Genomic DNA, 25,366 nt, shown 5'->3' on the forward strand with positions numbered 1-25,366 from the left:
ATTCGCGAGTGTCTCGAGGCTGCTCTGACCGGCCGATTTACGCCAATCTGGGGAATACCCGCTGGTAGTAATCTTCGGAGGGGTGGCAAGGTACGCCACCGTAGGTATGGTGTTGCCCATCACTGAAGGAATTGTCCGATGCCCTGAGAGGGATTGAGCCAAACATGTTCACTCGGATCGCCATCGTCAATCGTGGTGAGGCAGCCCGTCGCCTGATCCATGCGGTGCGGGAGATCAATGCCGCGCGCGTAGGGTCGGCGCCGATCCGCACCATCGCTCTGCACACCACCGGCGAACGTCAGGCCACCTTCGTCCGTGAGGCGGACGAGGCCTACGACATCGGCCCGGCCGCCGAGCGGCCCTACCTGAACCTCGGCGTCCTGGAGCAGGCCCTGCGCGCCACCGGCGCCGAGGCCGCCTGGGTCGGCTGGGGCTTCGTCGCCGAGGACCCGGCCTTCGCCGAACTGTGCGACAAGATCGGTGTCACCTTCATCGGCCCGGCCGCCGAGGCGATGCGCCGGCTCGGTGACAAGATCGGCGCCAAGCTGCTCGCCGAAGAGGTCGGCGTCCCGGTCGCGCCCTGGAGCCGCGGCCCGGTGGAGACGCTGGAAGCGGCCATCGCCGCCGCCGACACCATCGGCTACCCGTTGATGCTGAAGGCGACCGCTGGTGGTGGCGGTCGCGGCATCCGGCTGGTCGCCTCGGCCGCGGACCTGACCGACGCCTACGAGCGGACCAGTCAGGAAGCGTTGCGCGCCTTCGGTTCCGGCATCGTCTTCCTGGAGAAGGTGGTCACCGGCGCCCGCCACGTCGAGGTGCAGGTGATCGCCGACGGCCAGGGCACCGCGTGGGCCCTGGGTGTGCGCGACTGCTCGATCCAGCGCCGCAACCAGAAGATCATCGAGGAATCGGCCTCGCCGGTTCTGGAACCCGACCAGGTTCGCGAGCTCAAGGAATCCGCCGAGCGGCTCGCCAACGCGGTCGGCTACCGCGGCGCCTGCACGGTCGAGTTCCTCTACCACCCGGGCGAAAAGTACTTCGCCTTCCTCGAGGTCAATACCCGCCTGCAGGTCGAGCACCCGATCACCGAGGCCGTCACCGGTACCGACCTGGTGAAGCTGCAGATCAGCGTCGCCTCCGGCGAGAAGCTGACCGGCGAGCGCCCGGTCGAGCGCGGGCACGCCGTCGAGGCCCGGCTCAACGCCGAGGACCCCGACCGCGACTTCGCGCCGGCACCGGGCCGCATCGCGCTACTGCGTTTCCCGGCCGGCCCGGGCATCCGGGTCGACACCGGTGTCACCGAGGGCGACGTCATCCCGCCCGACTTCGACTCGATGATCGCCAAGATCATCGCCGTGGGCGCGAACCGCGACGAGGCGCTGGCCCGCCTGCGCCGCGCGGTCGCCGAGACCACCGTGCTGGTCGAAGGCGGCGCCACCAACAAGAGTTTCGTGCTCACCCTGCTCGACGAGCCGGCCGTGATCGACGGCAGCGCCGACACCCAGTGGGTCGACCGCATGCGCGACAACGGCGGCCTGACCGGGGTCCGGCACGCCGCGATCGCCCTCGCCACCGCCGCCATCGACAGTTACGCCGAATCCGAGACCGCCGAACGCAACCGGCTCTGGGAATCCGGTCGCGGCGGCCGCCCGCACGTCCGCCACGAGGTGGGCCGCGGCATCGACCTGAAGCTCGGCGACCGTGGCTACCGGGTCGTGGTCGCGCGCACCGGCGCGGCCGGCTACCGGGTCCGCATCCACGACCAGGACGACGTGCTGGAGTTCACCGCCGAGGTCGCCCGCATCGACGCGTTCCACAGCCGGATCACGGTCGGCGACAACACCTTCCGCGTGGTCAGCGCGACCCACGGCCCGGTCCACCTGGTCGAGGTCGGCGGGGTCGCGCACCGGGTCAGCCGGGACGAGGGCGGTGTGATCCGCGCGCTCGCCCCCGGTCTGGTGGTGGCCACCCCGCTCGCCGAAGGCGACGAGGTCGAGGCCGGCGCGCCCGTGCTGGTCCTGGAGTCCATGAAGATGGAGACCGTGCTGCGGGCGCCGTTCCCGGCCCGGCTGCGCGAGCTCTCGGTCGCGGTCGGCAGCCAGGTCGACGCCGGCGCCGCCCTGGCCCGGCTGGAACCGCTGGGCGAGGCCGAGGCCGCCGGCGACGAGGCCGCCCCGAGCGAACTCGTCCTGCCGGCCGGCGCGGCCTCCGACCGCGCGCCGGGCATCGAGGCGCTGCGGGCGCAGCTGCTGGGCTACGACTCCTTCGACGGCACCGCCGACACCGTGCTGGCCCGCTACCTCGGCGGCCGCGAGAAGGCCCTGGCGTTCACCCCCGGCGCCCGCGCCGCGGAACTGGAGCTGGGCGAGCTCATCGCCGACGTGCTCGAACTGGCGGTCCCGGCCGCGCAGGGCCGCAGCGACGAGCCCGGAATCCGCAGTCTGCGTGAGCAGTTCCACATCTACCTGCAGGCGCTCGACCCCGAGCGGGACGGCCTGACCGACGGTTTCCGGCGCACACTGGGCCGCGTGCTGGCCTACTACGGGGTCGAATCCACCGAGCGCACACCGGCTCTGGAGGAAGCGGTCTTCCGGATCTTCCTGTCGCTGGGCCGGCACAAGCGTGCGGTGGACCTGGGTTCGGTGCTGCTGCGGCTGTGGCAGACCGAGGCCGGGCCGGAACTGCCCGCCGACGTCACCCGCGACATGCTGGACCGGCTGATCCTGGTGTCGGAGAACAGCTCTCCGGCGCTGGCCGACCTGGCCCGCAGCGTGCTCTACCGCTGGTTCGTGCGCCCGGAGACCTCCGCCGCCCGCGAGGTGGTGCACGAGCTGGTCGCCGAGCAGCTGCGCTCGCTCGACGACGAGACCTCGGAATCGGTTCGCTCCGAACGTATCCGGCGCCTGGCCGACATCCCGGAGGCGGTCGAGGACTTCCTCGCCGACCGCATCGCCGGCGCCGGGCCGCGCGAGCCGATGCTCGAGGTCGCGGCCCGCTGGCACTACGGCCGGCAGCGGCTCGGCTCGATGCGGGCCACCGACGCGGCGGGCCGGCCCGTGGTGGTCTGCGACTACCAGCTGGAACTCCGTCCGGGCCACCCGGTTCCGACCACCGCGGTGATCACCGTCGGCAAGGCCGAGGAGGTCACCGCCGGTTCGCCACTGGTCGAGACGCTGATCGCCGAACTGTCCGCCGCCCCGGCCACCCAGGTGAAGGTCGTCGACCTGTACCTGTCCTGGCCGGACGCCCCCGGCGCGGCCCAGGAGCGGGCCGACCGGCTCGCGCGGCTGCTGACCGAGGCGGGCCTGCAGCGCCACGCACGCCGGATCGTGGTCGGAATGACCACCGGCGCAGGCGATCTCGACTACTACACCTTCCGCCACGACGGTAGCGGCGGACTCACCGAAGACCGCCTGATCCGCTCGGTGCACCCGCTGGCCGGTCGCCACCTGTCGCTGTGGCGGCTGTCGGCCTTCCACATCACCCGCATCGAGACCCCGGAATCGTTGCTGCTGTACCACTGCGTGGCCAAGGCCGACAGCGGTGACCAGCGCCTGGTGGCCCTGGCCCAGGTGTCGCGCTTCGACATCACCCACGACGCCGAAGGCCGGATCATCGAGGTCGCGGGCGTCGACACCGTGCTGAACGCCTGCCTGGAGGCGATCGGCCGGGCCCGCTACGAACTCGACCCCACCGGGCGCACGCTCGACAGCAATCACGTCTGGCTCGACATCCGTCCCACCACCCAGGTGAAGGCGGAGCAGATCGCCGAATGGCAGCGCACCACCGCGCCGCGTGTCGCGCACGCCGGCGTGGAGGAGATCCTGCTGCAGGGGCGCGTCCTCGGCGACGACCGCCGCGAGCACAACCTGGTGGCCCGGCTGTCCTACGAGCCCGGCGGCGGTGTCGCGGTGAGCGTGGAGAAGCCGGCCGCCGAGCCGCTCGCCCCGCTCGACGACTACGGCCGCGCGGTGCTGCGTGCCCGGCGCCGGAACACCGTGCACCCCTTCGAGATCGTGCGCCTGCTGACCGGACCCAACGGCAGCTTCACCGAATTCGACCTGCCCGCGGCCGAACTCAGTGCCACCGGCCCGATTCCGGCGCTGGTCCCCGTGCAGCGCACGTGGGGCCGCAACACCTCGGCGATGGTGGTCGGCATCGTGGCCACCCCGACCGAACTGCACCCGGAGGGGATCCGGCGCGTACTGCTGGCCGGTGACCCGACCAAGTCGCTGGGCGCGCTGTCCGAGCAGGAGTGCGCCCGGGTCACCGCGGCCATCGATCTCGCTGCGCGCGAAGGACTTCCGGTCGAATGGTTCGCCCTGTCCTCCGGCGCGCGGATCGCGATGGACTCCGGTACCGAGAACATGGACTGGGTCGCGCGGGCGCTGAAGCGGATCGTCGAATTCACCCAGGACGGCGGCGAGATCGACATCGTCGTCACGGGCATCAACGTCGGCGCCCAGCCGTACTGGAACGCCGAGGCCACCATGCTCATGCACACCAAGGGCATCCTGGTGATGACCCCGGCCAGCGCGATGGTGCTGACCGGTAAGCAGGCGCTGGACTTCTCCGGTGGTGTGTCGGCCGAGGACAACTTCGGTATCGGTGGTTACGCCCGGGTCATGGGCCCCAACGGCCAGGCCCAGTACTGGGCGCCGAACCTGGCCGGTGCCCGCGACATCCTGTTGAAGCACTACGACTTCACGTATGTGGCGGCGGGGGAGCAGGGTCCGCGGCGCGCGGTCAGCTCCGACCCGGTCGACCGCGACGTCACCGTGTACCCGCACGTCCACCCGGACAGCGACTTCACCACGGTCGGCGACATCTTCTCGGCGACCGCGAACCCGGATCGCAAGAAGGCCTTCGACATTCGCACGGTGATGCGGGCGGTGGCCGACCTCGACCAGCCGATGCTGGAGCGCTGGGCCGATATGGCCGACGCCGGCACCGCGGTCACGGTGGACGCGCGGATCGGTGGCGCGCCGGTCAGTCTGATCGGTATCGAGTCCCGCCCGGTGCCCCGGCACGGCTTCCCGCCGGCCGACGGTCCCGACATCTACACGGCCGGAACGCTTTTCCCGCGGTCGGCGAAGAAGGTGGCCCGCGCGCTCAACGCGGCCAGCGGTAACCGTCCGGCCGTGGTGCTCGCGAACCTCTCCGGTTTCGACGGTTCCCCCGACTCCATGCGCACCCTGCAGCTGGAGTACGGCGCCGAGATCGGCCGGGCCATCGTCAATTTCGACGGCCCGATCGTGTTCTGCGTGATCTCGCGGTACCACGGTGGTGCGTTCGTGGTGTTCTCGAAGGCGCTCAACGAGAACATGACGGTGCTGGCGGTGGAGGGCTCGTTCGCCTCGGTCATCGGTGGCGCGCCCGCCGCTGCGGTCGTGTTCACCCGGGAGGTCGACGTGCGGGTGGCGGCCGACGCCCGGGTGCGCGACCTGGAACAGCGGCTCGCGCAGGCCGACGACTCCGAGCGGCTCAAGCTGCGCGGTGAGCTCGCCGACGTGCGGCAGGCCGTGCGGGCCGAGCAGGTCTCCGCGCTCGCGTCCGAGTTCGACGGCATCCACAGCATCGAGCGGGCGGTCGAGGTCGGTTCCGTGGACGCGGTCATCGCGGCCACCGAGCTGCGCCCGGCCATCGCGAAGGCGCTGGGCGGCCGTCAGGGCTGATCAACAGCGACAGTTGTTACCGCCGGTTCCAGCGGGACCGGCGGTAACACTGTGTTCGAGGGCCGTTACGGTTCGAGGGATCGTGTAGACCCTCGACCATCGGAGTGCCCATGACCGTGGACCGCCTGCTGCCCACCGACGAGGCACGCGAACTGATCGCGCTCACCCGCGATATCGCGGACAAAGTCCTCGAACCGATCGCGGCCGACTACGAGAGGCAGGAACGCTATCCCGAGCAGGCGTTCCGGGCGCTCGGTGCCGCCGGGCTGCTCAGCCTGCCGTATCCGGAGGAGTTCGGCGGCGGTGGCCAGCCCTACGAGGTCTACCTGCAGGTGCTGGAGGAGATCGCGGCCCGGTGGGCGGCCGTGGCCGTCGCGGTCAGCGTGCACAGTCTGTCCGCGCACCCGCTGTTCGTCTACGGCACCGACGAGCAGCGGCGGCGCTGGCTGCCGGAGATGATGTCGGGCAACCTGATCGGCGCCTACAGCCTGTCCGAGGCGCACGCCGGATCGGATGCCGCGGCACTGCGCTGCCGGGCCACCGAGGTCGACGGCGGCTACCGGATCACCGGGACCAAGGCGTGGATCACCAGCGGTGGCCGGGCCGACTACTACACGCTGTTCGCGCGTACCGGCGAGGGCTCCCGCGGCATCTCCTGCTTCCTGGTCCCCGCCGACACCGCCGGACTGTCGTTCGGCAAGCCAGAGGAGAAGATGGGCCTGCGTGCGGTGCCGACCACCACCGCGGCCTACGACGACGCGTTCGTCCCCGCCGACCGGTTGATCGGCACTCCGGGCCAGGGCCTGTCGATCGCGTTCAGCGCCTTGGATTCCGGGCGCCTGGGGATCGCCGCCGTCGCCACCGGGCTCGCGCAGCGGGCGCTGGACGACGCGGTGGCCTACGCCAAGGAGCGGGAAGCGTTCGGGCGGGCCATCATCGACCATCAGGGCCTGGGATTCGTGCTCGCCGATATGGCCGCGGCCGTCGACGCGGCCCGCGCCACCTACCTCGACGCCGCTCGCCGGCGCGACGCCGGGCTGCCGTATTCCCGGCAGGCGAGCGTGGCGAAGCTGGTCGCCACCGATGCCGCCATGAAGGTCACCACCGACGCGGTCCAGGTGTTCGGCGGTGCCGGCTACACCCAGGACTTCCCGGTGGAGCGGTACATGCGGGAAGCCAAGATCACGCAGATCTTCGAGGGCACCAACCAGATCCAGCGGCTGGTCATCGCTCGCGATCTCGCAGGCAAGTGAACTCTCGGCAAACACAGCTCGGGGCCCGTCGGATGACGGGCCCCGAGTCGTGTCCGGGTCAGACGCGGGCGCGTATCGCCTGATAGATCAGCAGGACGATCACGGCCCCGAAGATCGAGCCCAGCCAGGTGTGGCTGACCGGTGTGTGCACGCTGAACTTGTGCGGGGCGAACACCAGGCTGCCGATGGTGCCGCCGACGAAGCTGCCGATGATGCCGATGACGGCCGTGGCGATCCAGCCCATGGACTGCTTGCCGGGCACGATCAACCGGGCGATCGCACCCGCTATCAGGCCGACGATGATCATCCAGAGCACACTCATGAGATTCTCCTGACCGCTACAGGTGGTTGGCCGCCGAGCGCAGCTGGAACCCGGAGATGAATTCCATGACACCCAGCACGATCATTGTGATCCCGACCGCCAGGGTCAGGGTCGCGATCGAGCTGATCGGCCAGGCCATCAGCATGAATCCGCCGATCAGCACCAGGATTCCGAAGAAGATCGCCCACCCGCGTCCGGGTGTGCCGGAGGGGGCGTCGGCGGCCGCGATCAGCGCCGAGATCCCACGGAACAGCCAGCTGATGCCGATCCAGATGGCCAGCAGGAAGATGGCGTTGCCGACGTGGCGGAAGGCGAAGAACGCCAGGATGAGCGACAGTGCACCCGAGATCAGGGCCATGACCCGGAAACCGGTACCGACGTGGGGTCCGAATGCGCTCACGAGCTGCAACACACCGGACACGATCAGGTAGATCCCGAACAGGACGCCCGCGACGAGCAACGACGGCCCGGGCCAGGCCAGGATGATGATGCCGAGAACGACCGACAGCAGCCCGAGCGTGAGCTCCGACTGCCAGGCGCCTCGCGCCAGCGCGTGCAGTGGGCTTTCCGGTACGTAGGTTGCATTACTCATTCCCGGAGAATAGTTCCGTTCGGGCGATTTCCGAGCCCGAGAATCAGCTGGCAGCCAACGTGTCGCGAACTTGTAGCTACATCGTAATTAGACGCCCGCGGTCGTTCTCCCCCGGTGGGGAGCTGACATAGCTGGTCCCGCAGCGGGGGTTGGCCGAGGCGTGGGCAACTGCCGACTGGCGCGTAGTCGGGTGGTCGAGACAGTCAGCGGCGCAAAGCTCAGACGTCCGCGGTAGTTCTCCCCCGGTGTGTGCGGGCGAAGTGGCCGGGGGGTTGGCCTTTCCAGGAGCGGAAGGCGGTGGCGAAGGCGGAGACGCTGGAGTAGCCGAGGCGGTCGGCGACTTGTTCGACGGTGAGTCCGGCGGTGAGGAGTTCTTCGGCGAGGAGTCCGATGGTTTCGGTGGAGAGTTCGCGGAAGGTGGTTCCTTCGTCGGCGAGGCGGCGGCGGAGGGTGCGGACGGAGAGGTCGAGGTCGGCGGCGATGTGGGTTTGGTCGGTGACGCCGCCGTGGCGGATGAGGAGTTGGCGGACTCGGCCGCTGATCCCGACTCGGTTGCTGCGCCGCTGGATCAGGTCGGTGCACTCCTGCTCGTAGTAGCGCGCGGTCCACAGGTTGCCTTGCGGCAGCCGGACGTCCAGTTCGCGCGCATCCCACACCAGGATCGCGCGCGGAGCGCCGAACATGATCTTCTCCGCGCCGAACAGCGCGCCGAACATCTCGTAGATCGGATGGGCCGCCATCGGCATCTCCGCCCGCAGCGTGCGCACCTGGATCGGGATCAGGTCCTGCTGCAGGGTCGCGATGGCGGCCAGGTCGCGTTCCAGGGTGAACCGGCGCAGATGCGGGGGGATGTCGTGGTCGTCGCAGACCATCCACAGCTCGCTGCCGTGGTCCTGCAGCGTGTAGCGGGAGGCGGTGAACAGCAGGTCGGCGTGCCGTAACGCGATCTCGGCGGCGTGCCGCAGGGTGGGGCAGCTGAGCATGGCGAAGCCGAGCAGCCCGAGGCTGGGCGGGTGGCACAGCAGGCCGGCCATCAGACCCAGGCCGGGTTCGTCGTCGAGGGCGGCGACCACGTTGGAGGTGAGCGCCAGCTCCTGTTGCCGGGTGATGTCGGCGTTGGGGTCCTGCAGCACGTGCTCCGGGATACCCGTGTGCCGAAGAATTGCCGATAGGGGTATTCCCCGGCTCAGTGCGAATTCCACGAGCAGTGCCGCTCCCGCGACCGATCGCAAATGCACTGGTTCGTTCACCAATGCATAGTCGCACCATCGAGCGCCGGCCGGAAGTACCAGGGTTGCCGAGTGATCAGACAGTTGTGGTCCGGTACCGGCCCGGGGGTGCGGGCCGGTACCGGTCTTCCGGTCAGACCTTTGCCGTCGATCTCCCCCTGTGTGTGCGGGCGAAGTGGCCGGGGGGTTGGCCTTTCCAGGAGCGGAAGGCGGTGGCGAAGGCGGAGACGCTGGAGTAGCCGAGGCGGTCGGCGACTTGTTCGACGGTGAGTCCGGCGGTGAGGAGTTCTTCGGCGAGGAGTCCGATGGTTTCGGTGGAGAGTTCGCGGAAGGTGGTTCCTTCGTCGGCGAGGCGGCGGCGGAGGGTGCGGACGGAGAGGTCGAGGTCGGCGGCGATGTGGGTTTGGTCGGTGACGCCGCCGTGGCGGATGAGGAGTTGGCGGACTCGGCCGCTGATCCCGACTCGCCCCCGGCGACGCTGCACGATCTCCGCGCACTGCTGCTCGTAGAACCGGGCGGTCGTCGGATTCGATTGGGGGAGCGGCATATCCATCATGGCGGCCGGTGCGGCCAGAATGGTCGGGCGCGCACCGAAATCGATCCGGTCGACCCCGAACAGGGCGCCGAACATCTCGTAGATCGGGTGCGCCGGCAACACCACCTGCACCCGCGACAGCGGCAGCCGAGTCGGCAGCAGATCCTGCTGGATGGTGGCCAGGGCGGCCAGGTCGCGCTCCATCGCGAACCGGCGCACCTCGGGCGGGACGCCGCGATCGTCGCGCACGATCCACAGTTCGTCGCCGTGTTCCTCGAGCCAGTGCCGGCCCACCACGAACAGCAGATCGCTGTAGCGCAGCGAGATCTCGAGCGCCCGGCGCAGCGTGGAACTACTGGCGATGGCGAATCCGAGCACGCCCAGGCTGGGCGGGTGGCACAGCAGCCCGGCCATCAATCCGAGGCCGGGTTCGTCACCGGTGGCCGACACGATATTGCGCATCACGGCCAGTTCTTGTCGTAGCGAGATCTCGGCGCTGTGGTCCGTTAGCTGGTCCGCGTGAATATCCGTATTGCGCAAAATGTCCGGCAATTTCAGGCCGCGAGTCTGGGCGAATTCGGCGAGTAGCGTTGCGCTGGCAATCGAACGGATCTGGGCATGTTGCTGCGATCCCCGCATGTGGTCCACACCGAAAATCGTCGCAGACCACGGGCGTTCGTGTCGGTGGAATCAACGCCGTCACCATGGTCTACCCGGTAGTAGTGTGGCGCGCGGCCGATATCCGCAGTTTTCTGGCCCATCGGCCGCTGGTGGTTGCCGAAAGGTCGCTCTACCGTATTTCTCATGTGGCGCAGCTACTTTGCCGACAAGCCCCGGATACACGCCCGCATCTCCGCCGGATCCGCGGCAGGTCGAAGCGTCACCGAGATCCAGCAGCGCCTGCTGGCCGAGGCGGCGGCCCGCTCCGGTGGCCGGTTCTCGCAGCCCACATCGGATCCGGATTCCCTGCCCGGGCCGACGGTCCACACCGCGCCCTTACGCCCGCCGGATGTCGCGACCGCCCATCTGCTGATGCAGGAGCACGTCGAATGCTCGGTGGCCGCGTGCCCGCGCAAGGCGTCGGCCTATCGGGTGCTGATCGAGACCGGCCGGATCGTCCCGCGGTGAGACCGGCCGCTCACAGGTCCACGGTCAGCAAGCGGTAGCCGAGATCGAGTTCGGTGCGCAGCAACAGATCCCGATGCCGCTCGGCCCACGCACCGCTGGCCAGATCGGCTCGCAGGCGCGAAAGCCCTTCGCTCAGTTCCGCTTCCGGCGTCAGGGCCAGCATCGACATACCCGCCCGGTTCACCGGGCTGAGATAGGCCTGCGGCCGGCGCCAGAACGCGCCGCCGAAACCGTCGGCGCAGTCGTGCGGTACCGGCACCGGGGTGACGGTGACTTCGCCCAGGAGCGCGATCAATTCGTCCATTGGAACCGCGAGCAGCCCGTCGGTCTCGGCGGCGGCGGGCAGATACTCGCGCAGCAGCCAGAATTCGGCGAAGACCGCCGGGTCCCAGGTGAGGATCACCAGCCGGCGCCGCGCCACCCGGCGCATCTCGGCGAGCCCGCCGGCCAGGTCGTGCCAATGGTGCACGGTCAGGACGGCCAGGGCCGCGTCTACCGAAACCGATTGCAGTGGAAGGCGTTCGGCCACCCCCTGGATCGCCGGGGCGGACCCGGGCGGCCGCTGCCCCAGCATGACCAGGCTGGGATCGATCGCCACGACGGTGCGCTGCGGCTCGTAGGAGCCGGTCCCCGCACCGATATCGGCCACCGAGGACATCCCGCGCAACGCGTGCTCGATCCGTGCGCCGATGCGGGGATCGGATCTGCGGGTGCGGGCATAGGTACGACCGGTCGAGTCGTAGCGGGTCACGCCTCTCATGGTGCCACGCCGGATGTTCGCATAGGGCGGACTATTCGGACGCGCTCGCGGCCGGTGCCCGCACTATCCTGCTACTCGGTAAGCGTCCCGTGTCTCCCGTCCGAGTCGGAGGAAGCAGCAATGGATCTGAGCTTGCACTACTGGAACTTCTCCACCCCCGCGGACCCGCGGCGTACGGCAACGACGCTCGCCGAGACCGCGCGCTACGCCGAACAGGCGGGGTTCGTCGAATTCACCGTCATGGACCACTACTTCCAGATGGAGTTGCGCGGCACCGCCGACGAGCCGATGCTCGAGGCCTACACCACGCTGGGCTTCGTGGCCGCCGCGACCGAGCGGATGCGGCTGGGCGTGTTGGTCACCGGGGTGATGTACCGGTACCCGGGCCTGCTGGCCAAGATCGTCACCACGCTCGACGTTCTCTCCCAGGGCCGGGCCCAGCTGGGGATCGGTGCCTCCTGGTACGAGCGGGAGCAGCGGGCACTCGGCGTGCCGGTGGTTCCGGTCGCGGAACGGTTCGAGCGCCTGGAGGAGACGCTGCAGATCTGTCTGCAGATGTGGGGCGACGACAACGGCCCCTACCGCGGCACGCACTACCAGCTCGACGAGACCCTGTGCGTCCCGGCGCCGTTGACCCGCCCGCACCCGCCGATCCTGATCGGTGGTGGCGGTGAGCGCAAGACGCTGCTGCTGGTCGCCCGCTACGCCCAGGCCTGCAACGTCTTCACCAGCAGTGTCGAGGATGTGGCGCGCAAGCTCGACGTTCTGCGGGCGCACTGCGAGGCCGAGGGCCGCGACTACGACGCGATCCGCAAGACGGCGACCTACATGGGCCCGGTCCTGGCCGACCCGGACGCCTTCCTGGCGGACGCGGAACGCTATGCGGCACTGGGTATCACGCAATTCGACGTGATGCCCGACGGGGATCCGCTCGCCTACACCGAGGGTGTGGCGAAACTGGTGCCCAAGCTGGCCGCTATGTGAGTCGGCGCTACCGATCCGGCGTCCGGTGTGGTGCCGGGTCGGGTCGGATCGGTAGCGGCCGCACCTGCTCGCGTCGCACGAGCCCGCTGGGCACACCCGTGCGGCCGCGGGCGGCCCGCCGCTAACGCAGTGCGAAGGTCAACCGGGCAGGTGCCAGGTAGTCCGCTCGGTCGGCGAGCCACGCCAGTTGGGGTCGACCAGCGGGCGGAATCCGGTTCAATTCGGCGAGTAGCGGTTCGTGGTACGCGCGGGCGTCGGTGGTGATCAGCGGCAGCCAGTTGTCGTGATGGCAGGGTGCGAACACCTTGGGGCGCAAGGCTTCTATATAGGTGCGTGGATCGCGCAGTCCGTTGCGGTACTGGTTGTAGCCCTGGATCGCGCCCAGGTGCAGGTCGGTGCGGGGAAGGGCGCGCAGCGTGTCGAGCACCTGCGGGGCGTTGTCCAGCAGCGGACCCGACGAGTCGTGCCAGGTCAGCGTGAAGTTGCCGACCCGGAACTGGTACAGCAGCGTGCCGCCGCAGGGGTCGGTCAGGTGGGTGCACAGGTTCAGCACGTCGGGCAGTCGCGGCGGGTGCCGCAGTATCGAGCCGAGATTCGGTGGCTGCCAGCGCATTCCGGGAGAGCCCTGCGGTCCGTCGTCCCGCGGCGAGAGGGCCGAGTGCAGGTGCTGCACGGCGGTGACGCTGATCGGACCCAGTTCGTGGTTCGCCATCGTGCCGGGCGGATCGCCGGCGGCACCCAGCTCCACACAATGGAACGTGGCGGCGGGAGCGTCGGCTCGGGCGGCGGCGCAGTGCTGGGTCGTGCCGAACACCGTGGCACCCGAGGCCGCCGCGATCGGCCCGGCGTCCGCGGCGTGGTCGAAGTGCCCGTGGCCCAGGAAGATCGCGGCCGGCCGCAACGCCGCCACCTCGGCGGGCGTGGTCGGCACGTAGCCGCCGGTCGCACCGCGCGGCACCCACGCGTCGAGCAACACGACCGTACCGCCCAGTGCCACAGCGAAACTCGCGCAGCCGAACCAGCTCACCACCACCCGGTCGGCGCGGACCGCACCACTGTCCGGGTCCACCACGTCGGCGCCGAAGAAGCGCCGCCGGGCCGCCACCGTGGCCGCGTGCTCGGGTACCGGCAGTACCGGTGATCGGCCCCGGAGTGCGTCCAATCCCGCCGCGAACGCGGATCTGTCGAGTCCCGGCATACCGGCTCCTTCCGTCGAACCAACCGTGCGCGCCGGCCGACGGTATCGCGGTGCGCCCGCTCGATGTCGCCGAGGCCTGCCACGGTGAACTGTTGCCGGATCGCGGTCCCCGCGCTCAGAACTCGGGTCCGGCGGATCCGCTCGGGCCGCCCCACAGGCCGTCGGGGGCCGGCGCGGACGGCACCCACGAACCACAGTTGGTGGTCTGGAACGCGCCGTCGGTGGGCTTGATCAGCACCCGCACCGGCGTGACCCGGGTGTAGTTGCTGGCGATGATGTAGGCGTTGGGGTCACTGGGATCACCCGGCAGCGACCCGGCCTGCAGCCGCCGCCAGTCACAACCGTGCGTGGGGTCCGGTGAACCGGTCGCCTGGTAGATGCCGGGGGCGATGTCGACGCCCACGATGTAGCGACCGTCGCCGGGGATGTAGCCGGCCGGATCGGCGGCCGCGGTGCCGGTCGCCGCGAGCATCGCGGCGACGGTGGTTGCCAGCGAGACCAGAAGTGTCCGTATGCGCACCTGCATCTGCTCCTTCACGAGCGCAAGCCGAGTCCCCCTTCGACGGATCCGGTTTATCAGAAACGATCGACGCGACTGGGAGGTTCGAGGAAAACCCGCCCGGTGTCCTGGGGGTGACGTGGTCGGCTACTCGCCGCGGATCGGTCGGTACGGTCGATATCCCGGCGGGCCGTGGGATCGGTGAACCGCGGCCGCCGGGTACAGCGTGGATATCGGTACCAGATCGAGGAGTCGAACATGACCGAATTCGTAGGCGGGACAGCGGCACCCGGCGGTTCCGTGACCCGGCGGACCGCCATCGTGGGGGTCGGCGCGGCGGCCGTGGGTGCGTCGGTGGCCGCGTGCGGTTCCGGTGGAACGCCGGCCGAGTCGACCCCGGCGAGCGCGCAGCCCGGCACGGTCCTGGCCAAGGTCGCGGATGTGCCGGTCGGCGGTGGGGTGGTCGTGGGCGACACCGTGGTTACCCAGCCGGTGGCGGGTGAATTCCGCGGCTTCTCGTCGGTGTGCCCGCATCAGGGCTGCAAGGTCGACCGGGTTTCCGGCGGCCAGATCGAGTGCCCGTGCCACTTCAGCCGGTTCCGGCTCGACGGCACGGTGGTCTCCGGCCCGGCCCAGCGTTCGCTGGCTGCCAAGGCGGTGCGGGTGGACGGCACGAACATCGTGTCCGCCTGACCGAGGCGCCTGACACGCCGGTTACTTTTCGGCGAATGTGCTTGCAAGGTGATGCCAACGTTGCCAGAGTGAATTCTGGGTTTGGTGTTACTAATGGGAAGGGAGGGGCATTCCCTGCCCCGGGAATGCCGACCGCACATGAAGCACATCTCCGAATCCGGTCTCACCGGGCGCAGCGCGCGCCACCTCGTCATGAGCCTCGCCCTGGCGGTACCGCTGATCGCGGCCACCGCCGTCACGATTCCGGGCGCCGGGCCGGGCACAGCCGGCGCCGCCCCCGAGATCAGCACGGCCCTCGCCGGCAAGACGGTGTTCGTCGACCCCGGTCACCAGGGCGCCGACCACACCGAGAACCTGGCCCGTCAGGTCGACAACGGTCGCGGCGGCACCAAGGACTGCCAGACCACCGGCATGACCAGCATGCACGGCGTGCCCGAGCACACCATCAACTGGAAAGTGGCGCAGCTGGTCCAGCAGTCGCTGCAAGCCATGGGCGCCACCGTGGTGATGAGCCGCCAGGACGACACCGGCTGGGGTGGCTGCGTCGACGAACGCGCCGCCGCGGCCAACCGTTCCGGTGCCGCCGTCGCGGTCAGCATCCACGCCGACGGCGCTCCGGCCGAGGACCACGGATTCCACCTCATCGTGCCCGCGCTGCCCGTGCCGGACGCGAAAGCCACTCAGGTGCAATCCGGGCCGGGCCGGGCCGCGACCCAGGCCGTGCACGACGCCTATGTGGCGGCGGGCTTCACACCCGCGAACTACGCCGGTGCCGTCGACGGGATCCAGACCCGCGACGATATCGCCGGTCCGGCACTCACCGAGGTGCCCGACGTCTTCGTCGAAATGGGCAACGGCGCCAACGCCGACGACGCGGCGCAGCTGGAGACACCCGAGGGTCAGCTCCGGCACGCTATCGCGATCACCAACGGCCTTATCGGCTTTTTGACCGGCACGGCGGTGCCGGCCGCGGCACCCGAACCGGGTCTGGCCCCGGCCGTCGTGCCGGCACCGGCGCCCCAGCCCGAATCGGCACCGGGGATAGCTCCCGCGCCCGAGCCCGCTCCCACGATCGGAGGCCCGGCCGCCATCGCGCTCCCGGTGCCCGGCGCACCCGGGGTGGCCGCGCCCTACGGCGACCCAGGTGCCGCACCGTCGACCGACGCCGGTGCCGCGCCGTACACCGCTCCCGGTGCCGCCGCGCAGGCCGGTCTCGCGGGCAATGCCGGCTATCCGGGCCGACAGGTGGAACCGGCGCAGCCGGCCGGTGCCCTGCCCGAACCGGCCGGTGTGACCGCGGCACCGGGTCAGTACAGCACCGGCACCGGCCAGGGTGCGAACAATCTGGTCCAGTCGCTGGCGCAGACCATCCTGGGCCAGAACGCGAACGGCGCGGGCGCCACGAGCGGCGACTCCACGGCGTCGGTGCTCGGCACACTGGCGCAGAGCCTGCTCGGCGGTTCGACCGGCACGCCGAATTCGTCGACACCCGGTGCGGCCGGGCCGAACTCGTACACCACGGCCCCGCAGACCGGCACGCCGAACGGCTACGCCAACGGCCCGCAGTCCACGCCGAGTACCACCGGCGCGGTCGCCGACCTCACGGCCTTGGCGCTCCGGTTGCTCGCGCCGCTCGGGCAGAGCCTGCTCGGTGGCGGCACCGGGGCCCCCGCGGCCACCGGCAACACCTCGGTCACCAACGCGCTGATCAACCTGGCCTACACGCTGGTGTCGACCCTGCTCGGCCCCGGAAAGTAGACCGGCTGCGCGCTCGGTAGCCGCCGATATCGCGCCCCGGACCGGCCACCGCGGTGGTGGGTCCGGGGCGCGTCCACGTGACGGCCCCGGTAGGTTGTGCCGATGCCACAGCGGATACCTGTACTGATCGTGGCCGGATTCCTGGGCGCGGGGAAGACCACGCTGCTCAACCACCTCCTGCGACACCGCGAGGCGCGCATCGGTGTGGTGGTCAACGACTTCGGTGCCATCGGGATCGACGCCCTCCTGGTGGCCGGGCAGGTCGACGCGATGGTGTCACTCGGGAACGGTTGCGTCTGTTGCGCGGTCGACCTCACCGAGCTGGACGAGATGTTCGCCCGGCTCACCGAGCCGCGGCACCGGATCGACCTGATCGTCGTCGAGGGCAGCGGGCTGGCCGAACCCGCGAATCTGATCCGGATGGTGCTGGGCAGCGCGAACCCGCGGCTGCGGTACGGCGGGCTGGTCGAGGTGGTGGACGCCGAACACTTCGACGAGACCCGTGCCCGGCATCCGGAACTGGACGCGCATCTCGGGCTGGCGGATCTGGTGGTGCTGAACAAGGCCGACCGGGTGGCCGGGCCGGAACTTGCGCGGTTGCGGTCGGTGATCGGCGAGGTGGTGGGTGCGGTTCCGGTGTATCCGACGGCCTACGGCCGGGTAGATCCCCGGCTGTTGTTCGATCCGGTGGCGCCGGCCGCGGAACCCGTTGCGGTGCAATTGGGTTTCGACGATCTGCTGCTGACCGACGACGATGCCCACGAGGACGGGGCGGGGCACGCGCACCTGCACGACGGGTATCGGTCGGTGTCGTTCCGCAGCAGCGCGGATCTGGATCCGCGGCGGCTGGTCGAGGTGCTGGCGCCGCCGCCGGCGGGGGTGTACCGCGCGAAAGGCCACGCGGCCTTCGCCGTTCGCGGTGAACGGCGCAAGTTCGTCATGCACCTGGTCGGCCGCCATCTGGTCTTCGAGCCGGCGGGCTGGTCGCGGGGCGAATCCCGGGAATCGGCACTGGTTTTCATCGGTACCGGTCTGGACGCCGACGAGCTGGTCACGCGCTTGGAGGACACCCGGCACGGCGGCGAACCGCTCGACGACTCGGCGCTGCTTCCGGTGTGGCGATTCGTGCCCCGGACACCCGACTGACGGTCAGCAGCCCGGGTCGCGCACCAGCGCGGCGAGTTCGTCGAGCAGCTCTACGACGCGTTGCCGGTCCTGGGGTGCGAGCTGGGGCAGCTCGGTGGCCAGGGCCTCGTGGATGTCGGCGCGGCCGCGCGCGCGGAACACTTCTTCGAAGACGACGGGATCGACGCCCACCCGCACCCGGCGGCCGTCGGCCGGGTCCGGTGCGGTCCACAGCAGGCCCTCGTCGCGGAGTCGGGCGACGATCCGCGACACCAGGCTCTGCGCCATCGCGGTGCGCTCGGTGATCTCGCGGATCGATGATTCCGGGTGCAGCGCAACGTCTTCAATCACGGCGTAGTCGCTGGGGGCGATCCGCTGGGTACCGGTGTTGCCCGTGGCCGTGAATGCGATGGATCGCAGCTGTCGGGCAAGTAGGTGCAGGCTGGTCGCGTCCATGCGGGGAATATACATCACAGTGGATGCATCACTAGTTATGCGTCTATGATCCATCACTATGGATGGAATTGGTGAACTGATCCACTTGCTGAAGCACGGTCTGGACACCCAGATCAGCCTCACCCGGCTGCGGCGGAACCGGACACTCGCGGACGCGGTCGCCGGACGCCGGGTGCTGATCACCGGCGCCTCGTCGGGGATCGGCCGGGCCGCGGCGATCCGGATCGGCGCCGCCGGCGGCACAGCGCTCGTGGTCGCCCGGCGCGCGGAGGAACTGCGGCAGGTCGTGGCGGAGATCGAGGCGCAGGGTGGAAAGGCGACCGCCTACCCGTGTGACCTCAGCGACTTCGACGCACTCGACGCGACGGTCGCACAGGTGCTGGCCGACCACGGCGGCGTGGACATCCTGATCAACAACGCGGGCAGGTCGATTCGCCGGCGGCTCGACGAATCCTACGAGCGTTTCCACGATTTCGAGCGGACCATGCGGCTCAACTACTTCGCGCCCACCCGGTTGATGCTCGCCCTGCTGCCCGGCATGCGCGAGCGCGGTGCCGGTCAGGTGATCAGCGTGTTGTCGGTGGCGAACCTGTTCGGTGCGGCGGGCTACAGTGCCTACGCCGCGTCCAAGGCGGCACTGGATTCGCTCACCGCCAACCTGCAGGTCGAAACCGCCCCGGACGGCGTGCGATTCACCTCGATCTACCTGCCGTTGGTGCGCACCGAGATGATCGCGCCCAACGCGATGCACCGAAACTCGGTGGCGCTCACCGCGGAACAGGGCGGCGACGTGATCTGCGACGCGGTGATCGACCGCCCGCGCACTGTCGCGCCGGTGTTCAGCCGCGTCTGGGCGGTTCTGGACCGGGTGATCCCGGACCGGCTGGATATCGCGCGATCGGAGCACTTCCGGCGCGGGATGTAGTGACCGGCCGGTTCGAGTCAGCCGCCCGCGAACGGGGGCAGCACGTCGACTCTCGGGGTGAGCGGGGTGCGGTCGTCGCGGGTGAGGTCGTCGCCGAGGAGGTAGGCGCAGACCTTCAGCATCGGGTCGAGGTCCGGCCCGTAAGTGGTGGACAGGGCACGGCGGAGGTCGCCGACGGTGGCCTCCGGCGGCAGGTCCAGGACCTCGGTGGACTTGCCGACCGCATCCGCGATCGCGGCGAAATACCGGACCTCAACCACCGATGGCTCCCATTGTCCGTTCCGGGGGCACGAATCCGGCGGCGTCGATGCCGTGACCGGCCCATTTGTTCCACATCGCGCCGCGCCAGAGTTCGGCCAGCTCGGCATCGGTCGCCCCGGCGCGCAGAGCGCCGCGCAGATCGTATTCCTGGTCGCTGAACAGGCAGGAGCGGATCATGCCGTCGGCGGTCAGCCGGGTCCGGTCGCAGTCCGCGCAGAAGGAACGGGTGACCGAGGCGATGATGCCCACGGCGGCCGGGCCGCCGTCGACGAGCCAGCGTTCGGCCGGCGCGGACGGGTCGTCGCGCTCGGTCGCGGTGAGCCGGAAGCGGGTGCCGAGCACCTCGAGCAGTTCGGCGGCCGTGACCATGTTCGCGCGGGCCCATTCGTGGTCGGCGTCGAGCGGCATCTCCTCGATGAACCGCAGCTCGCAGCCCTCCGAAACGCACCAGTCGAGCAGATCGACTGTGCCGGAAAGGGTTTCGCGCATCAGGACCGCGTTCACCTTGACCGGGGCGAGCCCCGCGCGATGGGCGGCGCGGATCCCGTCGAGCACCGAGTCGAGCCGGTCGCGCCGGGTCAGGCGGGCGAACCCGGCCCGGTCGACGGTGTCGAGGGAGATGTTGATGCGGGTGAGGCCGGCGGCGGCCAGCGCGGCCGCGCGGTGTTCGAGGCCGACACCGTTGCTGGTGATCGCGATCGGCAGGTCCGGCAGGGCGGCGCGGCAGCCGGCGACGATCTGCTCCAGGTCCCGGCGCATCAGTGGCTCACCCCCGGTGAAGCGCACCTCGTGGACACCCAGTTCCCGCACCGCGAGGGTCACCACGCGCACGAGCTCGGCGGCGGAGAGCAGGTCGCCGGCCGGAATCGGCGGCAGTCCCTCCTCCGGCATGCAATAAGTACAGCGCAGCGAACACTTCTCGGTGATCGATACACGCAGGTCACGCGCGACGCGACCGAAGCTGTCGACCAGATACGGCGTATCGGGGCGGCCGTCGATCGTCGGCCGCCCGCCACGTACGACGGGGATCCCGATCGGAACAGCCGCGGGTCGCCCGTTCGCCTGGATCTGCACGACGGTCACCTACCCAGTATGACCGGGTGTGCGGCTGTGGGTGGCACGGCGTACGGCACGCGGCGTCGCATTAGGCTGGATCCATGATGTCCGCAGCCTCCACCGCCAGGTCGTTCGGTGACCGGTCGCGTCGCTCCGAAACCCTGGGTGACCAGCGTCGTCCGGTGCGCTCGGTCGACGAACACCGCCGCCTGATCGAGGATCTGCTGCGCCCGCTGGCCGATCGGGAGGGCGAGCAGGTGGCGCCCGGCGCCGCGCTGGACCGGGTGCTGGCCGCCGATGTCCATGCACCCGTGGACCTGCCGATGTTCCGTAACTCCGGCATGGACGGTTACGCGGTGCGGGCCGCGTCGGTAGCGGTGGTTCCGGTCACATTGCCGCTCGCCGGAGTGGTGGCCGCCGGTCAGGCCGGCACGGTGCCCTTACCCGAGGGCGCCGCCGTGAAGGTGATGACCGGTGCGCCGATTCCCCCCGGCGCCGACTGTGTGGTCCCGGTCGAGGACACGGTGGCCGGCGACGGCGTGGTGACCGTCGAACGCGGCCGTGCCGCAGGCGAATTCGTGCGGGAACCGGGCACCGATGTGGTCGCGGGCCGGCTGCTGGTCGGCGCCGGGACCCGGATCGCCGCCCGGCACGTCGCCGCGCTGGCCGCGGTCGGCCTGCCCGCGGTGCCGGTGCGGCGCCGCATCCGCGCGGTGGTCGTCTCCACCGGCGACGAACTGCGCCCGGCCGGTGCGGTGCTCGAGCCCGGGCAGATCTACAACTCGAACGGGATCGCCCTGGCCGCCGCGCTCACCTCGGTCGGTGTCGAGGTGGTCGGGGTCGAGTACAGCCGCGACGACGCCGCGGAATTCACCCGGGTGCTCGAATCCGCCGTCGCGGCAGCCGATTTCGTGATCACGTCGGGCGCGGTGTCCAAGGGTGACTTCGAGGTGGTGAAGGACGTGCTGGCCGCGCGCGGCGGCGATTTCGGCCCGGTGGCCATGCAACCCGGTGGGCCGCAAGGGATCACGGTGGTATCCGGGATTCCGGTACTGAGCTTCCCGGGCAATCCGGTGGGGACGATGGTCTCCTTCGAGGTTCTCGCCCGGCCTGTGCTGCGCGAACTGGCCGGACTGCCACCGGCGGCCGGTCACGAGCTGCCGTTGCTGGCCGGGGTGCGCTCGCCGGCCGGGCGCCGGCAGTTCCTGCGCGGGCTGCGGGTCGCCGACGGTGTCGACCTGGTCTCGGGTCCGGGATCGCACCTGATCGCGGCCATGGCCCAGGCCGACGTGCTCGTCGACATCCCGGCCGAGGTCACCGAGGTCGCCGCCGGAACCACTGTGAAAGTCTGGGAACTGTGAGCGAATCGATCTCCGCTGCCGACGCGGGCCACGCGTCCGGCCTGTCGCACCTCGACACCGAGGGCCGCGCCCGGATGGTCGACGTGAGCGCCAAGGCCGACACCGCGCGGATCGCCGTGGCGGCCGGCGAACTGCGCACCACCACCGAGGTGGTCCGGCTGGTCCGCAGCGACGACATGCCGAAGGCCGACGTGCTGGCCACTGCCCGCCTGGCCGGTATCGGCGGCGCGAAGAAGACCTCGGAACTGATCCCGCTCTGCCATCAGCTGGCGTTGTCCAAGGTCGACGTCCGGTTCGGCTTCACCGCGGACACCATCACCATCGAGGCCACCGCGAAGACGAAGGGGCCCACCGGAGTCGAGATGGAGGCGCTGACCGCGGTCGCCGTCGCCGGCCTCACTCTGCACGACATGGTGAAGGCGATCGATCCCGCCGCCACCCTGAACGGCGTGCGGCTGCTCACCAAGGACGGCGGCAAGCGCGGGCACTGGGAGCGCCCGGCCGAATCGCCTGTCCCTGATGCCGAACTCGGCACCGAATCGCTTGGCGCTGAGCCGCATTCGCACCGTGCCGGACATCCTGCCCACGATGCCGAGCGGCGCGGGGACAGCGTGGCGCAGGACGGCCACGCGGGTGGTGCCGAACAGCACGGCCATGATCCCGCTGTGGCGCAGGCCGGCGCGGGGCGGGCGGCTGCTGTGGTGGTCGCGTCTACCGGTGCGGCCGCCGGTACCCGGGTCGACAAAACCGGTCCGGTGTTGGTCGATTGGCTTGCGGCGCAGGGGTTCTCGGTGCGCGGACCGCTGGTGTACGCCGACGCGGAGATCGCGGCCGGGTTGGGTGATGCGCTCGGTGGTGCCCCGGCGCTGGTGATCACCACCGGTGGCACGGGTGCGTCACCGAGCGATGCGACGCCGGAGGCCACGCTGGCCGTGCTGGATCGGGAGCTGCCGGGTGTGGCGGAGGAAATCCGTCGCCGCGGCGCCGCGGGGTTCCCGCTGGCCGCCCTGAGCCGGGGCGTCGCGGGGCTGGCGGGCCGGACCGTGGTGGTGAATCTGCCGGGATCCCCGGGCGGGGTCCGGGACGGGATCGCGGTACTACAGCCGTTGCTGAGCCACCTGCTGGCTCAGGTCGAGGGTGGTGGTGACCATGAGTGAGCGAGAGGACGATTCGATGGCCGACGCCGGCGGTGTACAGCAGGTGAGCGAGCTGGTCCGGCTGGCGGAGATCAGCGAACAGCCGTTGCTGCCCGAAGCCGTGGAGCTCGCGGTCGGCGGGCCCGCCTACGGCGCGGTGGTCGTGTTCACCGGGAAGGTACGCGACCACGACGGCGGGCAGGCGGTCTCGAAGCTGGAGTACTCGGCGCATCCGCAGGCAGCCAAGTTTCTGCGCCAGGTCTGTACCGACGTCGCCGCCGAACGGGGGCTGCCAGTCGCGGCGGTGCACCGGGTCGGCGCGCTCGACATCGGTGATCTGGCGATCGTGGTCGCGGTGGCGTCCGCGCACCGGGCCGAGGCCTTCGCCTGCTGTTCGGAGCTGGTGGACCGCATCAAGCACGAGGTCCCGATCTGGAAGCGGCAGTTGTTCGTCAGCGGTATGTCCGAGTGGGTCAACGCCTGCGGGTGAGGCTGGGCTGTCAGCTCGGCCGGGTGACAGTGCGCACCAGGTGTTCCCAATGGTTGCCGATCTGCGCGGGGGAGTAGCCGAGCACCTGGATCTGGTGCAGGACGAGCGCGGCGTCCAGGGTGCCGAGCAGGGTGTCGGCCAGCAGACCGATGTCGCCCGTCGCGCCGGCCTGCCGAAGTAGCAGCGACACATGGGTTTTCGCCACGTGATACGGCGGCACGGTATAGCGGCCGGGTAGGTCGGCGGCGCGGCGCAGTTCGCCTTCGACCTCGACGTCGGCCAGTCGCGCGCGACCGTAGGCGATCAGCCGGTCCACCGGCGGCGCGTCCGGGCCCAGCGGTGGCGGGCCGAACATGTAGGCGGCCTGCAGCTGCCGATCCGAATGGTCGAGCAGCGACAGCATGAGGCCGGCGCGGCTACCGAAGCGGCGGAAGACCGTGCCCTTGCCGACGCCCGCGCGTTTGGCGACGGCGTCCATGGTGACGGCGTCGGCGCCGAGTTCGCGGACCAGGGCCTGCGCGGCGTCCAACAGCAGCCGCCGGTTGCGGGCGGCGTCGCCGCGTTCGCAGGGGTCGGCGGCGTGGCCGAGGGTCGGTAGGGGTCCGTCGGGCCCGATGGTCTCCAGGGGCAGCGAGTTCGGCGGGGTGAGCAGCGGAAGGCCGTCGGCCGGGTGCTCGGCCGACGGACGGGCGGCCGCGAGACGGTCGTCCGGTGGTGTGTCGGGCGTCATATGCGTGTCCCCAGTGGCTCGGAATGAAGCGGACCGCGGTCCGGTTATGCTTCCATGAAAGCGAAAACCGCGCCGATCCGCATCAAGGAGTATCCAATGTCTCAGACTCGCATTCTTGCTCTGGTCGGGAGCCTGCGGGCGGCCTCGCACAACCGCAAGTTGGCCGAGGCGGCCGTCGCTACCGCGCCCGAGGGCGTGTCGGTCGAGATCTACGAAGGCCTGCGCGACATCCCGTTCTACGACGAGGACATCGACGTGCCCGGTTCCGTCCCGGCCGCCGCCACCGCGCTGCGCGACGCCGTCGCCGCCGCGGACGGGCTGCTGCTGTTCGTTCCCGAGTACAACGGCTCGCTGCCCGCGGTGCTGAAGAACGCCCTGGACTGGGCCTCGCGTCCGTACGGTCAGGGCCCGATCAAGGGCAAGCCGGTCGCGATCGTCAGCGCGTCGATCAGCTCGAACGCCGCGAAGTGGGCGCACGGCGACACCGTCAAGGTGGTCGGTGTGGCCGGCGGCGAGGTGGTCGAGCCCGCGCACCTGCACTTCGCCACGATCGGCCAGCGGTTCGCCGAGGCGACGCCGGCCGAGGATGCCGAGGCGCTCACCCAGCTCGCGTCCAGTGTCGGCGAGCTGGTGCGGGCGGTCGCGGACAAGGCGACCGTCACCGCCTGAGGTGACGGATCACGGCCGGCGCGACGCCTGCCGTGAACGGTGACAACGCGGCAGCGTCGCCGCGGGTCGGGGCCGTACCCAATCGGGTACGGCCCCGATCGGTATGTAGGGCGGCTGCGCTCCGGCACGCGCTGTCGCGTGTCTCGGCTCGGTCCTGGACGGTCGGTATCGCGGGTGACGCTCGAGGCTGCCGGGGTCCGTGGTGTGACTGTGGCAGATGGTGGAGATGTGTTTGCTGAGTGGCAACTGGTGTCTGAATTGTGATCTGGGACACGCCTGCATCGGGTTGCGAATCGACTGTCCAGGTACTTACGCCGTTCGAATTCCACCTTTGTGACTCGCAACATGTCGTGTTGTAGGAATCTGTCGGCCACTAGGTGTAGTGTCTACGGCACTGGGAGGCACTACTCCGCACAGTCGCTCACACGGGCGCGGACAGCGAAGTGAGGTTTGCATCCAGTTGTTTGCGAACGTACGTGGATCTAGCTCAGTTCCGCACTGCATCCGGATTCCAGGCTGACTACAAGGCTA

General features: G+C 70.1%; 23 protein-coding genes. 12 read left to right on the top strand and 11 right to left on the bottom strand.

The window, feature by feature from the left end:
• The first annotated feature begins 164 nt into the window (after positions 1-164).
• Positions 165-5,675, top strand: a complete 5,511-nt coding sequence (locus EBN03_RS03530) for an ATP-binding protein (protein WP_122186337.1) — start codon at positions 165-167, stop codon at positions 5,673-5,675.
• Positions 5,676-5,785: 110 nt separating this feature from the next.
• A complete protein-coding gene (locus EBN03_RS03535) occupies positions 5,786-6,928 on the top strand; it encodes an acyl-CoA dehydrogenase family protein (RefSeq protein ID WP_122186338.1) in 1,143 nt (380 codons plus the stop codon).
• Between the two features lie 58 nt (positions 6,929-6,986).
• Here EBN03_RS03535 and EBN03_RS03540 read toward each other — a convergent pair whose 3' ends face one another.
• The 4 genes from EBN03_RS03540 to EBN03_RS03555 all read right to left on the bottom strand — a co-directional run bounded on the left by EBN03_RS03540 (position 6,987) and on the right by EBN03_RS03555 (position 10,245).
• On the bottom strand, positions 6,987-7,250 hold the full coding sequence (locus EBN03_RS03540) for a GlsB/YeaQ/YmgE family stress response membrane protein (protein WP_122186339.1): 264 nt from the start codon (positions 7,248-7,250) through the stop codon (positions 6,987-6,989).
• Positions 7,251-7,266: 16 nt separating this feature from the next.
• On the bottom strand, positions 7,267-7,842 hold the full coding sequence (locus EBN03_RS03545) for an HdeD family acid-resistance protein (protein ID WP_122186340.1): 576 nt from the start codon (positions 7,840-7,842) through the stop codon (positions 7,267-7,269).
• Between the two features lie 218 nt (positions 7,843-8,060).
• Complete coding sequence (locus EBN03_RS03550) at positions 8,061-9,092, bottom strand: AraC family transcriptional regulator (RefSeq protein WP_158675525.1); 1,032 nt, start codon at positions 9,090-9,092, stop codon at positions 8,061-8,063.
• 112 nt (positions 9,093-9,204) lie between these two features.
• A complete protein-coding gene (locus tag EBN03_RS03555) occupies positions 9,205-10,245 on the bottom strand; it encodes an AraC family transcriptional regulator (RefSeq protein ID WP_122186342.1) in 1,041 nt (346 codons plus the stop codon).
• Positions 10,246-10,410: 165 nt separating this feature from the next.
• On the opposite strand from EBN03_RS03555, the gene EBN03_RS03560 reads away from it, so the two are divergent.
• On the top strand, positions 10,411-10,734 hold the full coding sequence (locus EBN03_RS03560; protein ID WP_122186343.1) for a hypothetical protein: 324 nt from the start codon (positions 10,411-10,413) through the stop codon (positions 10,732-10,734).
• Between the two features lie 10 nt (positions 10,735-10,744).
• Here EBN03_RS03560 and EBN03_RS03565 read toward each other — a convergent pair whose 3' ends face one another.
• A complete protein-coding gene (locus EBN03_RS03565; protein WP_233608088.1) occupies positions 10,745-11,494 on the bottom strand; it encodes a class I SAM-dependent methyltransferase in 750 nt (249 codons plus the stop codon).
• A gap of 120 nt (positions 11,495-11,614) precedes the next feature.
• Between EBN03_RS03565 and EBN03_RS03570 the strand changes: the two genes are divergently transcribed.
• Positions 11,615-12,478 (top strand): LLM class F420-dependent oxidoreductase, encoded by an 864-nt coding sequence (locus EBN03_RS03570; protein WP_122186345.1) that lies wholly within the window; start codon positions 11,615-11,617, stop codon positions 12,476-12,478.
• 121 nt (positions 12,479-12,599) lie between these two features.
• Here the strand turns inward: EBN03_RS03570 and EBN03_RS03575 are convergent, their stop codons facing one another.
• Both EBN03_RS03575 and EBN03_RS03580 read right to left on the bottom strand, forming a co-directional pair.
• Positions 12,600-13,676: an MBL fold metallo-hydrolase gene (locus EBN03_RS03575; protein WP_122186346.1), complete on the bottom strand. Its 1,077-nt coding sequence runs from the start codon at positions 13,674-13,676 to the stop codon at positions 12,600-12,602.
• Positions 13,677-13,791: 115 nt separating this feature from the next.
• Positions 13,792-14,214 carry a hypothetical protein gene (locus tag EBN03_RS03580; protein ID WP_233608090.1) on the bottom strand — a complete coding sequence of 141 codons (423 nt, stop codon included), beginning with the start codon at positions 14,212-14,214 and terminating at the stop codon, positions 13,792-13,794.
• 219 nt (positions 14,215-14,433) lie between these two features.
• On the opposite strand from EBN03_RS03580, the gene EBN03_RS03585 reads away from it, so the two are divergent.
• From EBN03_RS03585 to EBN03_RS03595, 3 genes are all read left to right on the top strand, one after another.
• Positions 14,434-14,868, top strand: coding sequence for a QcrA and Rieske domain-containing protein (locus tag EBN03_RS03585; protein ID WP_122186786.1), 435 nt, complete (start codon positions 14,434-14,436; stop codon positions 14,866-14,868).
• Between the two features lie 138 nt (positions 14,869-15,006).
• Entirely contained in the window at positions 15,007-16,626 is a 1,620-nt protein-coding gene (locus EBN03_RS35740; RefSeq protein WP_407671075.1) for an N-acetylmuramoyl-L-alanine amidase, read from the top strand.
• A gap of 102 nt (positions 16,627-16,728) precedes the next feature.
• Positions 16,729-17,772, top strand: coding sequence for a CobW family GTP-binding protein (locus EBN03_RS03595; RefSeq protein WP_122186347.1), 1,044 nt, complete (start codon positions 16,729-16,731; stop codon positions 17,770-17,772).
• 3 nt (positions 17,773-17,775) lie between these two features.
• On the opposite strand, the gene EBN03_RS35460 is transcribed toward EBN03_RS03595, so the two are convergent.
• A complete protein-coding gene (locus EBN03_RS35460) occupies positions 17,776-18,207 on the bottom strand; it encodes a MarR family transcriptional regulator (protein ID WP_158675526.1) in 432 nt (143 codons plus the stop codon).
• A gap of 58 nt (positions 18,208-18,265) precedes the next feature.
• Between EBN03_RS35460 and EBN03_RS03605 the strand changes: the two genes are divergently transcribed.
• The gene (locus EBN03_RS03605; RefSeq protein WP_122186349.1) at positions 18,266-19,132 is read left to right on the top strand and encodes an SDR family NAD(P)-dependent oxidoreductase; all 867 of its coding nucleotides are present in this window, start codon (positions 18,266-18,268) and stop codon (positions 19,130-19,132) included.
• A gap of 17 nt (positions 19,133-19,149) precedes the next feature.
• Here EBN03_RS03605 and EBN03_RS03610 read toward each other — a convergent pair whose 3' ends face one another.
• Together EBN03_RS03610 and moaA are read right to left on the bottom strand one after the other, a co-directional pair.
• A complete protein-coding gene (locus EBN03_RS03610; protein ID WP_122186350.1) occupies positions 19,150-19,392 on the bottom strand; it encodes a MoaD/ThiS family protein in 243 nt (80 codons plus the stop codon).
• The gene (moaA, locus tag EBN03_RS03615; protein ID WP_407671084.1) at positions 19,385-20,467 is read right to left on the bottom strand and encodes a GTP 3',8-cyclase MoaA; all 1,083 of its coding nucleotides are present in this window, start codon (positions 20,465-20,467) and stop codon (positions 19,385-19,387) included. The genes EBN03_RS03610 and moaA overlap by 8 nt, the downstream gene beginning before the upstream one ends.
• An 86-nt stretch (positions 20,468-20,553) precedes the next feature.
• Here moaA and EBN03_RS03620 point away from each other — a divergent pair, with 86 nt between their 5' ends.
• The 3 genes from EBN03_RS03620 (at position 20,554) to EBN03_RS03630 (ending at position 23,436) form a co-directional block, all read left to right on the top strand.
• Positions 20,554-21,810 (top strand): molybdopterin molybdotransferase MoeA, encoded by a 1,257-nt coding sequence (locus EBN03_RS03620; RefSeq protein WP_122186789.1) that lies wholly within the window; start codon positions 20,554-20,556, stop codon positions 21,808-21,810.
• Positions 21,811-21,884: 74 nt separating this feature from the next.
• Positions 21,885-22,967 (top strand): bifunctional molybdenum cofactor biosynthesis protein MoaC/MoaB, encoded by a 1,083-nt coding sequence (gene moaCB / locus EBN03_RS03625; protein WP_122186790.1) that lies wholly within the window; start codon positions 21,885-21,887, stop codon positions 22,965-22,967.
• A gap of 16 nt (positions 22,968-22,983) precedes the next feature.
• On the top strand, positions 22,984-23,436 hold the full coding sequence (locus EBN03_RS03630) for a molybdenum cofactor biosynthesis protein MoaE (RefSeq protein WP_199742616.1): 453 nt from the start codon (positions 22,984-22,986) through the stop codon (positions 23,434-23,436).
• Between the two features lie 10 nt (positions 23,437-23,446).
• Here EBN03_RS03630 and EBN03_RS03635 read toward each other — a convergent pair whose 3' ends face one another.
• A complete protein-coding gene (locus EBN03_RS03635) occupies positions 23,447-24,166 on the bottom strand; it encodes a TetR/AcrR family transcriptional regulator (RefSeq protein ID WP_122186351.1) in 720 nt (239 codons plus the stop codon).
• A 96-nt stretch (positions 24,167-24,262) separates the two neighbouring features.
• Between EBN03_RS03635 and EBN03_RS03640 the strand changes: the two genes are divergently transcribed.
• Positions 24,263-24,835 (top strand): NAD(P)H-dependent oxidoreductase, encoded by a 573-nt coding sequence (locus tag EBN03_RS03640; RefSeq protein ID WP_122186792.1) that lies wholly within the window; start codon positions 24,263-24,265, stop codon positions 24,833-24,835.
• The last annotated feature ends 531 nt before the right edge of the window (positions 24,836-25,366 follow it).

Source organism: Nocardia stercoris, assembly GCF_003696265.1.
Taxonomy (GTDB): domain Bacteria; phylum Actinomycetota; class Actinomycetes; order Mycobacteriales; family Mycobacteriaceae; genus Nocardia; species Nocardia stercoris.

What these genes read in the sequence shown, in the direction of transcription:
- EBN03_RS03530 (WP_122186337.1), top strand. Translation starts at nt 165, where the DNA reads ATGTTCACTCGGATCGCCATCGTCAATCGTGGTGAGGCAGCCCGTCGC.
- EBN03_RS03535 (WP_122186338.1), top strand. Translation starts at nt 5,786, where the DNA reads ATGACCGTGGACCGCCTGCTGCCCACCGACGAGGCACGCGAACTGATC.
- EBN03_RS03540 (WP_122186339.1), bottom strand. Translation starts at nt 7,250, where the DNA reads ATGAGTGTGCTCTGGATGATCATCGTCGGCCTGATAGCGGGTGCGATC.
- EBN03_RS03545 (WP_122186340.1), bottom strand. Translation starts at nt 7,842, where the DNA reads ATGAGTAATGCAACCTACGTACCGGAAAGCCCACTGCACGCGCTGGCG.
- EBN03_RS03555 (WP_122186342.1), bottom strand. Translation starts at nt 10,245, where the DNA reads ATGCGGGGATCGCAGCAACATGCCCAGATCCGTTCGATTGCCAGCGCA.
- EBN03_RS03560 (WP_122186343.1), top strand. Translation starts at nt 10,411, where the DNA reads ATGTGGCGCAGCTACTTTGCCGACAAGCCCCGGATACACGCCCGCATC.
- EBN03_RS03565 (WP_233608088.1), bottom strand. Translation starts at nt 11,494, where the DNA reads ATGAGAGGCGTGACCCGCTACGACTCGACCGGTCGTACCTATGCCCGC.
- EBN03_RS03570 (WP_122186345.1), top strand. Translation starts at nt 11,615, where the DNA reads ATGGATCTGAGCTTGCACTACTGGAACTTCTCCACCCCCGCGGACCCG.
- EBN03_RS03575 (WP_122186346.1), bottom strand. Translation starts at nt 13,676, where the DNA reads ATGCCGGGACTCGACAGATCCGCGTTCGCGGCGGGATTGGACGCACTC.
- EBN03_RS03585 (WP_122186786.1), top strand. Translation starts at nt 14,434, where the DNA reads ATGACCGAATTCGTAGGCGGGACAGCGGCACCCGGCGGTTCCGTGACC.
- EBN03_RS35740 (WP_407671075.1), top strand. Translation starts at nt 15,007, where the DNA reads ATGAAGCACATCTCCGAATCCGGTCTCACCGGGCGCAGCGCGCGCCAC.
- EBN03_RS03595 (WP_122186347.1), top strand. Translation starts at nt 16,729, where the DNA reads ATGCCACAGCGGATACCTGTACTGATCGTGGCCGGATTCCTGGGCGCG.
- EBN03_RS35460 (WP_158675526.1), bottom strand. Translation starts at nt 18,207, where the DNA reads ATGGACGCGACCAGCCTGCACCTACTTGCCCGACAGCTGCGATCCATC.
- EBN03_RS03605 (WP_122186349.1), top strand. Translation starts at nt 18,266, where the DNA reads ATGGATGGAATTGGTGAACTGATCCACTTGCTGAAGCACGGTCTGGAC.
- EBN03_RS03620 (WP_122186789.1), top strand. Translation starts at nt 20,554, where the DNA reads ATGTCCGCAGCCTCCACCGCCAGGTCGTTCGGTGACCGGTCGCGTCGC.
- moaCB (WP_122186790.1), top strand. Translation starts at nt 21,885, where the DNA reads ATGGTCGACGTGAGCGCCAAGGCCGACACCGCGCGGATCGCCGTGGCG.
- EBN03_RS03630 (WP_199742616.1), top strand. Translation starts at nt 22,984, where the DNA reads ATGGCCGACGCCGGCGGTGTACAGCAGGTGAGCGAGCTGGTCCGGCTG.
- EBN03_RS03635 (WP_122186351.1), bottom strand. Translation starts at nt 24,166, where the DNA reads ATGACGCCCGACACACCACCGGACGACCGTCTCGCGGCCGCCCGTCCG.
- EBN03_RS03640 (WP_122186792.1), top strand. Translation starts at nt 24,263, where the DNA reads ATGTCTCAGACTCGCATTCTTGCTCTGGTCGGGAGCCTGCGGGCGGCC.